The sequence below is a fragment of the Streptomyces sp. NPDC001493 genome, from assembly GCF_053597235.1.
Window position 1 is genome coordinate 53,828 of sequence record NZ_JBSFHV010000008.1, and the last position, 15,098, is coordinate 68,925.

A 15,098-nucleotide genomic window follows, 5' to 3' on the forward strand; every position below is an offset into this window, starting at 1 on the left:
CCGCACCGGCGCGCTCCCCTCGCTTGCCTCACGGCACGAGGGGTTTTTTGTTGCACTGGCACTCCCCAAAACCCCGCAAAACCCTCAGCCTCGAGAAGAGAATGCCGATGACCGAGCAGGCCACCGGGGCCCACCACCCCCAGTCGCGGTCCCGTACCGGCGGACAGCCGTCCGCCATCGTTGAGCACGTCACGGGCGCGCAGTCCCTCATCCGTTCTCTCGAAGAAGTCGGCGCCGACACGGTATTCGGCCTTCCCGGCGGCTGCATTCTCCCCGCCTACGACCCGCTGATGGACTCCACCCGGGTGCGCCACGTCCTGGTCCGGCACGAGCAGGGCGCGGGTCACGCGGCCTCCGGCTACGCGCTGGCCACCGGCAAGGTGGGCGTCTGCATGGCCACTTCCGGCCCCGGCGCCACCAACCTGGTGACCCCGATCGCCGACGCGCACATGGACTCCGTGCCGATCGTCGCGATCACCGGTCAGGTCGTCACGGCCTCCATCGGCACGGACGCCTTCCAGGAAGCCGACATCTGCGGCATCACCATGCCGATCACCAAGCACAACTTCCTGGTGACCAACGCGGACGACATCCCGCACACCATCGCCGAGGCCTTCCACATCGCCTCCACCGGCCGTCCGGGCCCCGTCCTCGTCGACATCGCCAAGGACGCCCTCCAGGCGCAGACCACCTTCAGCTGGCCGCCCACCCAGGACCTCCCGGGCTACCGCCCGGTCACCAAGCCCCACGCCAAGCAGATCCGCGAGGCCGCCAAGCTCATCACCCAGGCCAAGCGCCCGGTGCTGTACGTCGGCGGCGGCGTGATGAAGGCCGGTGCCACGGCCGAGCTGAAGGTCCTCGCCGAGCTCACCGGAGCCCCGGTCACCACCACCCTGATGGCGCTGGGCTCCTTCCCCGACAGCCACCCGCTGCACGTGGGCATGCCCGGCATGCACGGTTCCGTCACCGCCGTCACGGCGCTGCAGAAGGCCGACCTGATCGTCGCCCTCGGCGCCCGCTTCGACGACCGCGTCACCGGCAAGCTGGACAGCTTCGCCCCGTACGCCAAGATCGTCCACGCCGACATCGACCCGGCCGAGATCGGCAAGAACCGCCTCGCCGACGTGCCGATCGTGGGCGACGCCCGCGAGGTCATCGCCGACCTGGTCCAGGCGGTCCAGGCCGAGCACACCGAGGGCAACACCGGCGACTACAGCGCCTGGTGGAAGGACCTCAACCGCTGGCGCGAGACCTACCCCCTCGGCTACGACCTGCCCGAGGACGGCAGCCTCTCCCCGCAGCAGGTCATCCAGCGCATCGGTGAACTGGCCCCCGAGGGAACGATCTTCGCCGCGGGCGTCGGCCAGCACCAGATGTGGGCCTCGCACTTCATCCAGTACGAGAAGCCCGCCACCTGGCTCAACAGCGGCGGCGCCGGGACGATGGGGTACGCGGTCCCGGCCGCCATGGGCGCCAAGGTCGGCCGCCCGGACGCTCCCGTCTGGGCCATCGACGGCGACGGCTGCTTCCAGATGACCAACCAGGAACTCACCACCTGCGCCCTGAACAACATCCCGATCAAGGTCGCCATCATCAACAACGGCGTCCTCGGGATGGTCCGCCAGTGGCAGACCCTCTTCTACAACCAGCGGTACTCCAACACCGTGCTGAGCGGCGGAGCCGACACCGACGGCGTCCCGCAGCGGGGCACCCGCGTGCCGGACTTCGTCAAGCTGTCCGAGGCGATGGGCTGCTACGCCATCCGCTGCGAGGACCCCGCCGACCTGGACAAGGTCATCGAAGAGGCCAACGCCATCAACGACCGCCCGGTCGTGGTCGACTTCATCGTCCACGAGGACGCCATGGTGTGGCCGATGGTCGCCGCCGGCACCTCCAACGACGAGGTCATGGCCGCCCGCGGCGTCCGCCCCGACTTCGGCGACAACGAAGACGACTGAGAGACAGAGAGAGACCGACTCCATGTCCACCAAGCACACGCTCTCCGTCCTGGTCGAGAACAAGCCCGGTGTCCTCGCCCGGATCACCGCCCTGTTTTCCCGACGCGGGTTCAACATCGACTCGCTCGCCGTCGGGACCACCGAACACCCCGACATCTCCCGCATCACCATCGTGGTGAATGTCGAGGACCTGCCCCTGGAGCAGGTGACCAAGCAGCTCAACAAGCTGGTCAACGTCCTGAAGATCGTCGAACTGGAGCCCGGCGCTGCGATCCAGCGCGAGCTCGTCCTGGTGAAGGTCCGTGCGGACAACGAAACCCGCTCGCAGATCGTCGAGATCGTCCAGCTGTTCCGCGCCAAGACCGTGGACGTCTCCCCGGAGGCGGTCACGATCGAGGCGACCGGAGGCGCCGAGAAGCTGAGCGCGATGCTCAAGATGCTGGAGCAGTACGGCATCAAGGAGCTCGTCCAGTCCGGCACCATCGCCATAGGGCGCGGCGCGCGCTCGATCACCGACCGATCCCTGCGCGCTCTCGACCGCACCGCATGACCCCTCGGGGGGCCCGCGGCGCACAGCCCGGGCCCTCCGCCCCCGTCTCGCCGCTCGGATGGCGAGACCGGAGAACGTACACGGCGCCCCCCGCCGTACGGTGGGACGCAACACCTGCACACAAGGAGAAACACCAGTGGCCGAGCTGTTCTACGACGCCGACGCAGACCTGTCCATCATCCAGGGCCGCAAGGTCGCGGTCATCGGCTACGGCAGCCAGGGCCACGCCCACGCGCTGTCGCTGCGCGACTCCGGCGTCGACGTCCGCGTCGGTCTGCACGAGGGCTCCAAGTCCAAGGCCAAGGCCGAGGAGCAGGGTCTGCGCGTGGTCACCCCGGCCGAGGCCGCGGCCGAGGCCGACGTCATCATGATCCTCGTGCCGGACCCGATCCAGGCCCAGGTCTACGAGGAGTCCATCAAGGACAACCTCAAGGACGGCGACGCGCTGTTCTTCGGGCACGGCCTGAACATCCGCTTCGACTTCATCAAGCCGCCGGCCAACGTCGATGTCTGCATGGTCGCCCCCAAGGGCCCGGGTCACCTGGTCCGCCGCCAGTACGAAGAGGGCCGCGGCGTTCCGTGCATCGTGGCCGTCGAGCAGGACCCGTCGGGCAAGGGCCTGGAGCTGGCGCTGTCCTACGCCAAGGGCATCGGCGGCACCCGCGCCGGCGTCATCAAGACGACCTTCACCGAGGAGACCGAGACCGACCTCTTCGGCGAGCAGGCCGTCCTCTGTGGTGGCACCGCCGCCCTGGTCAAGGCCGGTTTCGAGACCCTGACCGAGGCTGGTTACCAGCCGGAGATCGCGTACTTCGAGTGCCTCCACGAGCTGAAGCTCATCGTCGACCTCATGTACGAGGGCGGCCTGGAGAAGATGCGCTGGTCCATCTCGGAGACCGCCGAGTGGGGCGACTACATCACCGGCCCGCGCATCATCACGGACGCCACCAAGGCCGAGATGAAGAAGGTCCTCGCCGAGATCCAGGACGGCACCTTCGCCAAGAACTGGATGGCCGAGTACCACAACGGTCTGCCCAAGTACAACGAGTACAAGAAGGCCGACAGCGACCACCTGCTGGAGACCACGGGCAAGGAACTCCGCAAGCTCATGAGCTGGGTGAACGACGAGGAGGCGTAAGCCTCCGACCGCTGGGCGGGCTCTTCGGGGCCCGCCCGGCGGTGCTTCGCCCGGCCGCGTGTCACTGCGGGGCGCCACGGGCGCGACGGATGAACGATCGAACGCAGACCGGAAGGGTCCCGCCGAGAGGTCGCGGTCGTACGTATGTACAGGCCGTCCATTCTCGTCAGGGTGATCCTTCCACCGGGGAGCACTCATTGCCCCGGCGCATGACTACACTGCTCAACACATATACGCGTCAGGCCCACAGTGTCGTGCGTCTTCCACGCGGCTAGCCTCCACCGCCTGCGGCCGTCGGGACGGCCGTCCGCACTGGATTTGTGAGGACACACGTGAGCTCGAAACCTGTCGTACTCATCGCCGAAGAGCTGTCGCCCGCCACGGTCGACGCCCTGGGACCGGATTTCGAGATCCGGCACTGCAACGGCGCCGACCGCGCCGAACTGCTCCCGGCCATCGCCGATGTCGACGCGATCCTGGTGCGTTCCGCCACGAAGGTCGACGCCGAGGCCATCGCCGCGGCGAAGAAGCTCCGGGTCGTGGCCCGTGCGGGTGTCGGTCTGGACAACGTCGACGTCTCCGCCGCCACCAAGGCCGGCGTGATGGTCGTCAACGCGCCGACCTCCAACATCGTCACCGCCGCCGAGCTCGCCTGCGGTCTGCTGGTCGCGACCGCCCGCCACATCCCGCAGGCCAACACCGCCCTGAAGAACGGCGAGTGGAAGCGCTCCAAGTACACGGGTGTCGAGCTCAGCGAGAAGACCCTCGGCGTCGTCGGCCTCGGCCGCATCGGCGTGCTGGTCGCCCAGCGCATGTCCGCCTTCGGCATGAAGATCGTCGCGTACGACCCCTACGTGCAGCCGGCCCGCGCCGCGCAGATGGGCGTCAAGCTCCTCAGCCTGGACGAGCTGCTGGAGGTCTCCGACTTCATCACCGTGCACCTGCCCAAGACGCCCGAGACCGTCGGTCTCATCGGCGACGAGGCCCTGCACAAGGTGAAGCCCTCGGTGCGCATCGTCAACGCGGCCCGCGGCGGCATCGTGGACGAGGAGGCGCTCGCCTCCGCCCTCAAGGAGGGCCGCGTCGCCGGAGCCGGCCTCGACGTGTACGCCAAGGAGCCCTGCACGGACTCCCCGCTCTTCCAGTTCGACCAGGTCGTCTGCACCCCGCACCTCGGCGCCTCCACGGACGAGGCCCAGGAGAAGGCGGGCATCGCCGTCGCCAAGTCGGTGCGCCTCGCGCTCGCCGGCGAGCTGGTGCCGGACGCGGTCAACGTCCAGGGCGGCGTCATCGCGCAGGACGTGCGCCCGGGCCTGCCGCTCGCCGAGAAGCTCGGCCGCATCTTCACCGCCCTCGCGGGCGAGGTCGCGGCCCGGCTCGACGTCGAGGTCTACGGCGAGATCACCCAGCACGACGTGAAGGTGCTCGAACTCTCCGCGCTCAAGGGCGTGTTCGAGGACGTCGTCGACGAGACCGTCAGCTACGTCAACGCCCCGCTCTTCGCGCAGGAGCGCGGTGTCGAGGTCCGCCTCACCACCAGCTCCGAGTCGGCCGAGCACCGCAACGTCGTCACCGTGCGCGGCACCCTCTCGGGCGGCGAGGAGGTCTCGGTCTCCGGCACGCTGGCCGGCCCCAAGCACCTCCAGAAGATCGTCGCCATCGGTGAGTACGACGTCGACCTGGCGCTCGCCGACCACATGGTCGTCCTGCGCTACCAGGACCGTCCCGGTGTCGTCGGCACCGTCGGCCGCATCCTCGGCGAGGCCGGCCTGAACATCGCGGGCATGCAGGTCTCGCGCGCGGACGTGGGCGGCGAGGCGCTCGTCGTCCTCACCGTCGACGACACCGTCCCGCAGCCGGTGCTGAACGAGATCTCCGAGGAGATCGGGGCCGCCACGGCCCGCTCGGTGAACCTCGTCGCCTGAGCAGCTTCCCGCACCGTGTGACCTTCGCACCCGGGGCCCGTACGTCCACCACGGACGTCCGGGCCCCGGGTGCTTTGTCGTCGCCGCAGCCGCTCCCGTACCGCCCCGGCTGCTCCCTGCTCCCGTACTGCCAAGTCGGCCGCTGCCGTACCGCCCGTCGCCTGCTCCGGTACTGCCTGCCGCCCGCTCCCGTACTGGCCCGTCGGTTGAATAGTCCGATATGGGCCCGGAGTTGGGTCCTGGGGCCCACGACTCCGTCGCCGCCCCGCCCTAGCGTGTGCGGCAGTCGTGTCGCGTACGGGCACCGGGGGTTGGGGTCAGCATGTCGGCAGTCGGTGGGATATCCGTTGGCGGAGGGGCCGCTCCGGCGCCCGGTGGCAGACAGCCGATGCCGCGCGCCCTCGTGCTGGCGCAGATCCTCCTCCTGGTGCTGGCCGCCGCGACCGCGGTGGGTGCGCTCGGCCTGTTCGGCTCGGCGTTCGCGGTGGACGCGGTGGGCGGCGAACTCCTCGGCGTCGCGGTCTGGGCGGCCCTGCCCGGGGTGCTGGCCTGGTGGCTCTCGCGCCGGCTCCACGAGGGCGGCAACGGCCTCCGGTGGGCGCTGACCGCTCTCCAGCTCTGGCTGGCGGCCGGGGGCCTCGCGAACCTCGCCGACGGTTCGCCGCACGGTGTCACCCAACTCCTCGTCCCCGTCACCGTCCTGATCCTGCTCTTCCGGCGGCGGAGCCGGGAGTGGTTCCTGCTGCCGCCCGGTCGGCGCGCGGAGAAGCCGGAGTTCTCCTTCCCGCACCTGATCACCTGGCGCCGCGACCGGGGCCAGACCGCGCTGGAGTACCTGGGCCTGGTCCTCATCGTCGTCGCGCTCATCGGGGCGCTCACGGCCACCGGCCTGGGCGGCCGGATCACCGGGGGCCTCCAGTCCGCGATCTGCTCCCTCACCGGCTCCTCCTGCCCCGTCTCCGGCAGCGGCTCGGTGGAGGCGGGCAGCAGTACGGGCGGAAGCGCCGGTACGGACGGGAGCGCCGGTACGGACGGGAGCGGCGGTACGGGCTCCACCGGCGAAGGCTCCTCGACCACCACCGGCGGCACCGGCTCGGACGGCGGCACCACGACGACGGGCGGCACCACGACCACCGGGGGTTCGTCGACCGGGGGCTCCACGTCGGGAGGTTCCACCGGCGGGACGGCCGGCGGCACTTCCGGCGGGACGTCCGGCAGCACCGACACGTACCCCGAGACGAGCGAGGAGCCGGAGGCCGCCTACGACACCCCGGTCACGGCCACCGACTCCGATCCCGCCCCGGGATCCGACTCCGACGGCAAGGACGACAAGGACTGCGGCGGCTGGGGATTCTTCGGCTGCGCCTGGGACCAGACCACCCAGGTGGTCAAGGGCGTCGCGGTCGACGGCGTGTGGGGTGACGTCACCGGCATCGTCAGCCTCGTCAAGCCGGAGACCTGGTCCGGCATCGCCGACTACGGCAAGCAGCTGGGCCACCAGTGGACGCAGGACTCCAAGGACGCCTCGGGCAAGTGGGGCGACGGGGACTACCTGGGCGCGGTCTTCGACTGGGGCAAGGCCTCGGTCAACACCGTCGTCAGCGTCGGCGACACCGTGTTCGTCGGCGACGAGGTGCGCGACCGGTGGAACAACGGGGAGAAGACGCGGGCCGTCACCGACGTGCTGTGGAACGTCGGCTCGCTCTTCATCCCGGGGTACGACGTCGGCAAGGTCGCCGGAAAGGTCGGCGAACTCGGCAAGATCGGCAAGGCCGCCGAAGAGGTGGCCGAGGCGGCCGGGGACGCCGGCGCGGCGGCCCGGCGGGCGGCCAAAGCGGCCGAGGCGGGCGACCTCGACGCGCTGAGCAAGGCGGCCAGGGAGGCCGACGAGGCCGCGGACAAGGCGGAGGACGCGGCGCGCAAGACCGGCTGCGTCATCGCCTCCGGACCGCCGCTCGTACGCGTCGGGGGAGACGGGGACTCCGGGGGAGGCGGGAACCCGGGGGCAGGCGGGGTCGCCGGCTCGGGCACCGGCATCCTCGCGGCGGGCTCCGGCGGCCGGATCGTCCTCGCGGACGGCGGCTGCGACACGGCCGCCAAGGAGGCGGCGGAGAAGGCCCGTGCCGACGCCCGCGCCGCCGCACTGGAGAAGAAGCGGCTGGAGGAGCCCGAGCGCGCCCGCAAGGCGGCCGAGGACCTGAAGCAGTACCCGGAGCCCCGCCACGGCGACACCTCGGACCCGCGCAACTACGAACCGGCGCCCTGGGCGAAGGACCTGAACGACCCCGAGCTGGGCTCCGCCGACCTCGGCGACGGCTACTGGGCGAGCCGCGACCGCAACCCCCAGCCCAACTGGACCAACGAGTCCTGGCTCCGCTACCAGGAGCAGGTCACCGGCACGGTCCGGGGCCGGGAGTACGTCGTGCCCAGCCCCAAGGAGGGCAGGCCGGCGGTCGAGTACGACGGCTGGGACTCCAGCCGCCAGACCTTCCTGGAGGCCAAGAACGGCTACACCAGCTACCTCGCCAAGCCGGGGAAGACGGCTCTCACCTCGTCCGGCAAGGAGAAGTTCATCGCGGAGGCCCGCGCCCAGGTGGAGGCGTCCGGAGGGCGCGCGGTCGAATGGCACTTCTCCGACCCGGACGTGGCCAAGGCCGCCCGCGCCGCCTTCCGCGAGGAGGGACTGCCGATCAAGGTGGTGCACACCGCCCAGAAGCCGATCGACAGCGCACGGAAGCCGGGGGCGTTCGACTGAAGCGCGTCGCGAAAGGAGCGCCGTCCGCCCGGAAAGCGGGACTTCCGCGACACGCTTCAGGAATCACCGGACACGGTCTGACGGAAGTCTGCCGCGTGGTCCGTCGCCCACTCCTCGAACGACCGACCGCGGCGGCCGAGGATGCGCTCCAGGTCAGGGGACACGGGTGTCGGGGTCGTCACGCACGACGCGAAGTAGCCGAGCAAGGAGTCGGCGATCTCCTCGGTCATCCAGCGAGTGGAGAGCATCGCGTCCCGGGCGGCCCCGTGCGGAATCTCCTCGTAGCGCAGGGGGCGGTCGAGGACTGAGCCGAGGACGCGTACCTGCTCCGCGAAGGTCAGCGCCTGGGGCCCGGTCAGGACCGGAGCCTCACCGGACGGGACTAGCCCCGTCAGAGCACGTGCGGCGATCGAGGCGATGTCGTCCTCGTGGACGGGGGCGGTGACGGCCCGGGCGTAGGGGCCCACGATCGTGTCACCGGCCTCGATCTGTCCGATCCACTGCCGGGCGTTGGCGGCGAAAGCGTCGGGACGCAGATGGACGAACTCGGGGGCGATCGACTCGGCGGCGGTTTCCAGCTCCCGGTGGCGTTCCGCCACGGCGTGATGGCTGTCTCCTGTGAGCACGGACGAGGAGGACAGCGTGACCACCCGCCTCACCCCCGCCGCTTCCACGGCGTCGAGCAGGGACCGTTCGTTCGTCCACAGGGCCGCCGGGTTCACGAACACCGCCGTGACACCGTCCAGATCGGGGCGTGCGCTGTCGCAGGGTTCGACGCCTTCCGGGAAGCGGGCGGAGCCTGGGGAGCGGGTGAGGGCGCGGACGGCATGGCCGCCGGCGGCGAGCTCCGCCACGAGGGGGCGGCCGACGGTGCCGGTCGCCCCGGTGATCAGGATCAAGGTTCTCTCCTCTTCGTGAAGCTGAACCCAAAATCAACCATCTGGATGAATTTGTCAATCATCCGGATGGTTGACGTGCTGGCCTGCGGAGATATCCTTGCGCCCATGAATCCTCCTGCACGGCGCCGGGCCGCCGACGGAACAGCCGCAGCGGCCGAAGCCTCCCGGGCCCGACTCCTGGAGGCCGCGAAGGACGTCTTCGCGGAAAAGGGGTATGCCGGGGCCCGGGTGCAGGAGATCGCCGACCGTGCGGGCGTCAACAAGCAGCTGATCAACTACTACTTCGGCGGCAAGAGTGGAATCCACGAGGAGCTGGGCCGCCAGTGGCGGCAGAGCGAGGCCGAGTTGCAGGACCCCGCACTGCCCTACGGCGAGCTTGTCCTCGGCTACCTTCGCAGCAACTTCTCGGATCCGCGCGGTGTGCGCCTGGAGGCGTGGTCGGAGTTGACGGGGCGCCCCGAGGCGACCGAGCCGATGGCGGAGGACCTCGCTGACATCGAACGCCGTCAGGCCGAGGGCGAACTGAACGATGCTGTCAGTCCGGCCATGATCATGCTGCTGTCCCATGCGCTCGTCATGGCGCCGCACCTGATGCCGGGAACGGTGCACCGCATTTTCGGCAGTGGCGCGGAGGATCCAGACTTCCAGCGCGATTTCACCGAGCAACTGGGCCGTGTCCTGGACCTGTTGCGTGCCTGATCGCCCGAGGTCGCGCGGCGCGCAGGGCCTCCTCGACGCCCCGGCGGTCCGGAGGCTCGGTGAGCGGCCGGACCGCGCCCACCCGTCCCAGGCGCTAGCCTGCTGACGCGAGCGGCGTCGGGGCACGGGGCGACGCCTCGGGAACCGGCTGTGGAGGAAGCGGATGCGGCGTGTGGTGCGGGGCTTCTGGGGCCCACGGGTGGAAACCGTCGAAGAGCTCGCCGAGCGCTGGGAGTTGACGCTCCAGCAGGTGGCCGCGGTGCTCGGGGGAGCGGCGGCCGGGCCCGGCTGGGCGTGGCGGCGCGTCCGGGCGTCCGGCGCCGACGACGCCCCGCTCGCCCCGGGGCGGGAACCGCTGGCCGAGGTGCTGCGGGAGGCGCGCACCGCCGACGACTGGTCCGACCGGGTCGGCACCGGCCTGCGGCTGATCGCGGCCCCGGCCAACGGAGTTCGGGTAGAGATCAGCGGACTCGCGGGCGGTGCGCCGGAGTTCCTGCTCCAGTCCGTGGTGGCGGCCGTCGACGCACCGGACGGCGCCGAGGTGCCCGAGGGCGAACTGCTCGCCGCCCTCGCGGGCGCCTGGCAGCCGGACTTCGGGGACGTCAGCGACGACGACCTCCTCGACACCCTGGAGGACGAGGCCGGTTACACGGTCGGCGACCCGGTCGTGGGCCGGTACGCCTACCTCTCTCCCGTGCGGGCCGCCCTGGTCCCGGACGGGATCGAGAAGGACCGGGAGGAGCTGCCCGGCGGGGGTCTCCTGCTCGCCCTCGGCGGTACGGACGAGGTGGTCGCCGCGTACGAGGCGCTGAGCGCGGCCGGGGCGCTCCGGCCGCTGCCCCGCCCGCTGGACCGGGCGGTGCTGTGAGCGTCCGCGCCGGGGAGCCCTTCGACACCGGGCGGGCCGTGGCCGAGGTGACGGCGCTGGCGGCGGGGCCCGTACCGGCCGCGGGGCCCACCCTCGGCGAGGGCGACCCGGTGACGGGGGAGTGGCGGGCGACCGCCGGGGCGGGCTTCCGGATTGTCCCGCTCTGGGAGAGCGACGACCTCACCGGCGTGTACGGGAGCGACTGGACCGACGCGGAGGATGCTGCCCGGCGGCAACTCGAAGCGCTCGTAGCGGAGTTGGACGTCCGGTGGGGGCCGCACAGCCGGGTGGCGATGCACCCCGCGCTGTTCCGCCGGCAGGCCGGGCTGCCCCTGCCCGCCCTCCACGCGGCCCTGGTCGGCCAGGACTGCTACGGCGACCTCAGCGTCTGGGGGCCGCTGCCCGGCCGCGAGCGGTGGGTGGGCGTGAGCGTCGGCCACAGCGACGGGGACGCTCCCCTGGTGATGGTCGCGCTGGTCAGCGGGGAGCCCGTCGTCGAGGTGGAGCGGGGCGAGGCGGACCGGGGCAACGGCTGATCGGCGGTCCGGGGACGGAAGGCGCGGGCGGCCGGCGGTCAGGAAGGCGCGGGCATCCAGGCACGGGCCGCGGCGGTGAGCGCTTTGACGCCCGCGGTCAGGGTGGGTTCGACGACCGGTGCGTAGTGCGGTGAGTGGTTGTTGGGCAGGCCGAGGACGACCGCCTCGATCGCGGCCAGGTCCTTCGCGTCGGTGAAGGCGGCGGGGTCGGCACCGCCGAGGAGCCAGTACACGCAGGGGGCACCGGCGGCCTGGGCCAGGACGCCGACGTCCTCGCTGCCGGTGACGGGGCCGGGGTCGACCACGAGGCCGAGGGCGGCGGTGAGGGCCTGCTCCGTGAAGGCGCACGCGTCGGGATCGTTGACGACGGCGGGGAAGGACTCGGTCACGGTGATGTCCGGGTCGGTGGGAGCACCCGAAGCGGCGGCCTCCGCCCGCACGACGCGGTCGACAGCGGCCAGAACGCGGTCGCGGACGGGCTGGTCGAAGGTCCGCACGCTCAAGGAGAGCTCGGCCCGGTCGGCGATGATGTTGCCGCGGCTGCCCGCGTGGAGGGCTCCGACGGTCACCACCGCGGTGGAGGAGGCGGCCACCTCGCGGGAGACGATGCCCTGGAGCCGCAGGACGGTCGCGGCGGCCATGACGACCGGGTCGACGGTCGTCTCGGGCCGTGACCCGTGGCCGCCCCGGCCGTGCAGGACGACGGAGAGCGAGTCGGAGGCGGCGAACGCCGGTCCCGGACGCAGGCCGATGACCCCGGCCGGCAGCGGCGACACGTGCTGGCCCAGGACGACGACCGGACGGCCGAACCGCTCGAAGAGGCCGTCGTCGATCATCGCCTGCGCCCCGCGGCCGGTCTCCTCGGCGGGCTGGAAGACCAGCAGGGCGGTGCCCTGCCAGCCCGAGCGGTCGCCGGCCAGGGACGCCGCGGCCCCCAGCAGACAGGCGACGTGCATGTCGTGACCACAGGCGTGCATGAGCGGCACGCTGTCGCCGTCGGGGCCGGCGCCGTGAGCGGTGCTCGCGTACGGCAGGCCCGTCTGCTCCCGCACCGGCAGCGCGTCCATGTCCGCGCGCAGCAGCGCGGTGGGCCCCTCCCCGTTGCGCAGGACGCCGACGACCCCCGTACCGCCGATGCCCGTGAAGGTCTCACAGCCCAGGGCACGCAGCCGTCCGGCGACGATCCTGGCGGTGCGGGTCTCCTGGAAGGCCAGTTCCGGGTGTGCGTGCAGATCCCGGTAGAGATCCGCCAGGTCCGACGGATCCGCCGGACCGGTCACGGAGATGGATGCCTGCATGGTGTCTCCCGGTCGGTGCTTGGCCGTGTCCGCCCCTTCCCGTCGGGCGGGCGCGTGGTCGGACACGGCCCGAGGGCTGCTGCCGTGATGCGGCGCGGTACGAAAAGCGCTACTTCGTATCTATATGAATGGTGTCCACAGGGGGCTCCGGATGCCGCCACCGGGGCTACTGGCGAAGGCCGCCGCCCTCGTGCTGCTCGCGGCCGTTTTCGTCGGCGCCGCGTGGTGGCTGTTCGACGGTGGCACCGCCCTGGCCGTCTACCTCGGCATGACGTTCATGACCGTCGCCGCCGGCCGCCTGCCCCTGACGGACCAGTGTCTGATCGGCCTGTCCGCCGGTCTCGCCGCCGCCGTGGGCACCCTCGTCGGCGGGAACACGCCCCTGCTGGTCGCCGCGGTCGTGGTCGCCTGCGCGGCGCAGGGCCTGGTCAACCGGCGCAGTGTGGGAGCGGCCGCCCTGCTGCCCTCCAACCTCGTGCTCTACGCGGCCCTGGCCCCCGGGAACCCGGCGGCGATCGCGGCGGCGACCTGGCTGGGTGCCGCGATCGTGATCCTCGCGGCCCGGCTGACGCGGATGCGCGTCCCCGCCGACCCGGCCCCCGTCCGGGACGCCGCATGGAACGCCTTCGAGCTGGCCGCGGGCTGCGCCGTCCTCATCGTCGCCGGCCGCGCCCTGGATCTGCCGCGAGGGAACTGGGCCGTGCTGACGCTCTGCCTGGTACTGGTTCCGGGCACCGCCGCGACGCGTCAGCGGGTCGTCCACCGCGCGCTGGGCACCGGCGCGGGCGCGCTGGTCGCCGTCGCCGCCGTGGCCGCCGCCCCCTCGGCCGTCTGCCTGGCCCTGGCGGCCGTGTGCGCGGTGTTCACCGTCGCCTACGCGATGCTCCCCGACGACTTCCTCTACGCGGTGTTCCTGACCCCCACCGTCCTCCTGCTCTTCTCCAGCGGCAGGGCCGGGGCCACGTTCCCCGTCGCGCTCCAGCGGGTCGAGATGACCGCGCTCGGGGCGGCCCTCGCGCTCGCCCTCACCTGGGCGACGGCCGCCTGGATGCGCCGGGCGTGACCGCCCCGCCCCTCCGGGGAACGCCTCAGAGCCGGGCCGCCTTCAGCGCCATGTGCAGCAGCAGCCGGTCCTCGCCGTCGCCCAGGTCGAGGCCGGTGAGCTGCTGGACCCGGGAGAGCCGGTAGTACAGCGTCTGACGGTGGATGCCCAGCTCGGCCGCCGTCCGGCCCGCCTGGCCCGCGAGGTCGAGGAAGGTCTCCGCCGTGCGGGCCAGCTCCGCGTGGGCCGGGGCCAGCAGCGCGGCCACCGAGGGGTCGGGTCCCGCGGGGGTGCGGGGCAGCGCGGTCAGCAGGCGGTACGGGCCGATGCCGGACCACGGGGCGACCGGGCCGAACCGGGGCTCGGCCGCCGCAGCGCGGGCCGCCGACACCGCCTCGTGCCAGGCGTCGGCCAGCTCGGCCAGACCCCGGCGCGGTACGGCGACCCCGGCGGTCGCGGCCCCGCCCGCCTCGGCGCGGAGCCGCTCGGCGGCGGTGTTCGCCGGACCCGGCGCGTCCGGGGAGCGCAGCCGTACGAGCGCGGCCAGGCAGAGCGCGTCCGCTCCGGGTGCGGCGACCACGGTGAGCGCGGCCGCCGAGGGGACCGTACGGGCCGACGGGGTGTCCTCCGCCGTCCACGGGGAGACGCAGACCACCGCGTGCAGCCCGTCGGCGTCCGCGCCCAGCGCCTCCCGGAGCGCGGTCAGCGCCATGTCCCGCTGCCAGCCGCGCCCCGCCGTGAGGGCGGCGCCCAGCTCGCGCGAGAGGTCCGCGCCCGCCCGGACCTCGTCGGCGAGGAGCGCCCCGATCCGGTCCGCCACCTCCATGGCCGCCCCCAGCCGTTCGTCGGTCGGGCCCGGTTCGGCGTCCAGCAGCCACACGTACCCCAGCACCACGCCCCGGTGGCGGACCGGGAGGCAGATCCGGCTGAGGTGGACCCCCGCCTCCGGGCCCGCCGGAATGCGGACCGGGCCGGTCGCCCGGGTGATGCCGAACCCCTCGAACCAGGCGCGGACCGCCGGGGTGGAGCGGCGGGTCAGGATCGACCGCGTGCGGACCGGGTCCATGGCGGCGTCGTCGTCACTGTCGTGCACACCGAAGGCGATCAGGCCGAAGTCGCGGTTCTCCAGGGTGGCGGGGGCGCTCAGCAGCCCGGAGATCTCGTCGACGAGTTCCTGGTAGTCGCCTTTCATCCCGCCATTCTCGCATTCGTTCAGACAGATGTCTGAGGTGGCGAGCACAGATGCGTGACAGCTGTCGATGGCACACGTTCGGTGCAATCCATAGATTTCACCGTGGTTCTCCGTGCTGTCATGGTCCGGACCGGTTCGACGGCTTTCGCCCCGCCCCCGGTCCGTACGCGCACAGCCGTGCGCAGCCACTCGTACAGCCGTCCATGCAGCCGATCATCAGTACTTTCGTGGAGGTGCC

12 protein-coding genes are annotated in these 15,098 nt (G+C 72.0%); 9 read left to right on the forward strand and 3 right to left on the reverse strand.

The genetic code is table 11. The annotated features are described in order from the left end of the window. Window positions 1-101 precede the first annotated feature (101 nt). The 5 genes from ACWCWD_RS13985 to ACWCWD_RS14005 all read left to right on the forward strand — a co-directional run bounded on the left by ACWCWD_RS13985 (window position 102) and on the right by ACWCWD_RS14005 (window position 8,326). Window positions 102-1,958, forward strand: a complete 1,857-nt coding sequence (locus ACWCWD_RS13985) for an acetolactate synthase large subunit (RefSeq protein WP_450772792.1) — start codon at window positions 102-104, stop codon at window positions 1,956-1,958. Between the two features lie 22 nt (window positions 1,959-1,980). Then, on the forward strand, window positions 1,981-2,508 hold the full coding sequence (gene ilvN / locus ACWCWD_RS13990; RefSeq protein WP_386886297.1) for an acetolactate synthase small subunit: 528 nt from the start codon (window positions 1,981-1,983) through the stop codon (window positions 2,506-2,508). Between the two features lie 136 nt (window positions 2,509-2,644). Continuing rightward, window positions 2,645-3,646, forward strand: a complete 1,002-nt coding sequence (gene ilvC / locus ACWCWD_RS13995) for a ketol-acid reductoisomerase (RefSeq protein ID WP_450772794.1) — start codon at window positions 2,645-2,647, stop codon at window positions 3,644-3,646. Window positions 3,647-3,978: 332 nt separating this feature from the next. Further along, the gene (gene serA / locus ACWCWD_RS14000) at window positions 3,979-5,571 is read left to right on the forward strand and encodes a phosphoglycerate dehydrogenase (RefSeq protein WP_450772795.1); all 1,593 of its coding nucleotides are present in this window, start codon (window positions 3,979-3,981) and stop codon (window positions 5,569-5,571) included. A 388-nt stretch (window positions 5,572-5,959) separates the two neighbouring features. Next, window positions 5,960-8,326 carry a Tox-REase-5 domain-containing protein gene (locus ACWCWD_RS14005; RefSeq protein ID WP_450772796.1) on the forward strand — a complete coding sequence of 789 codons (2,367 nt, stop codon included), beginning with the start codon at window positions 5,960-5,962 and terminating at the stop codon, window positions 8,324-8,326. Window positions 8,327-8,382: 56 nt separating this feature from the next. Here the strand turns inward: ACWCWD_RS14005 and ACWCWD_RS14010 are convergent, their stop codons facing one another. Continuing rightward, complete coding sequence (locus ACWCWD_RS14010; protein WP_450772797.1) at window positions 8,383-9,225, reverse strand: SDR family oxidoreductase; 843 nt, start codon at window positions 9,223-9,225, stop codon at window positions 8,383-8,385. 15 nt (window positions 9,226-9,240) lie between these two features. On the opposite strand from ACWCWD_RS14010, the gene ACWCWD_RS14015 reads away from it, so the two are divergent. From ACWCWD_RS14015 to ACWCWD_RS14025, 3 genes are all read left to right on the forward strand, one after another. Next, complete coding sequence (locus ACWCWD_RS14015; RefSeq protein ID WP_450772798.1) at window positions 9,241-9,924, forward strand: TetR/AcrR family transcriptional regulator; 684 nt, start codon at window positions 9,241-9,243, stop codon at window positions 9,922-9,924. A 163-nt stretch (window positions 9,925-10,087) separates the two neighbouring features. Further along, window positions 10,088-10,792, forward strand: a complete 705-nt coding sequence (locus tag ACWCWD_RS14020; RefSeq protein ID WP_450772800.1) for a hypothetical protein — start codon at window positions 10,088-10,090, stop codon at window positions 10,790-10,792. Beyond that, window positions 10,789-11,328, forward strand: a complete 540-nt coding sequence (locus ACWCWD_RS14025; RefSeq protein ID WP_450772801.1) for a hypothetical protein — start codon at window positions 10,789-10,791, stop codon at window positions 11,326-11,328. Before ACWCWD_RS14020 ends, ACWCWD_RS14025 begins: the two co-directional genes overlap by 4 nt. Before the next feature lie 38 nt (window positions 11,329-11,366). Here ACWCWD_RS14025 and ACWCWD_RS14030 read toward each other — a convergent pair whose 3' ends face one another. Further along, the gene (locus tag ACWCWD_RS14030) at window positions 11,367-12,626 is read right to left on the reverse strand and encodes an amidohydrolase (protein ID WP_450772802.1); all 1,260 of its coding nucleotides are present in this window, start codon (window positions 12,624-12,626) and stop codon (window positions 11,367-11,369) included. Between the two features lie 151 nt (window positions 12,627-12,777). Here ACWCWD_RS14030 and ACWCWD_RS14035 point away from each other — a divergent pair, with 151 nt between their 5' ends. Beyond that, window positions 12,778-13,689, forward strand: coding sequence for an FUSC family protein (locus tag ACWCWD_RS14035; protein WP_450772803.1), 912 nt, complete (start codon window positions 12,778-12,780; stop codon window positions 13,687-13,689). 25 nt (window positions 13,690-13,714) lie between these two features. On the opposite strand, the gene ACWCWD_RS14040 is transcribed toward ACWCWD_RS14035, so the two are convergent. Further along, on the reverse strand, window positions 13,715-14,860 hold the full coding sequence (locus ACWCWD_RS14040) for a PucR family transcriptional regulator (protein WP_450772805.1): 1,146 nt from the start codon (window positions 14,858-14,860) through the stop codon (window positions 13,715-13,717). Window positions 14,861-15,098: the final 238 nt, after the last annotated feature.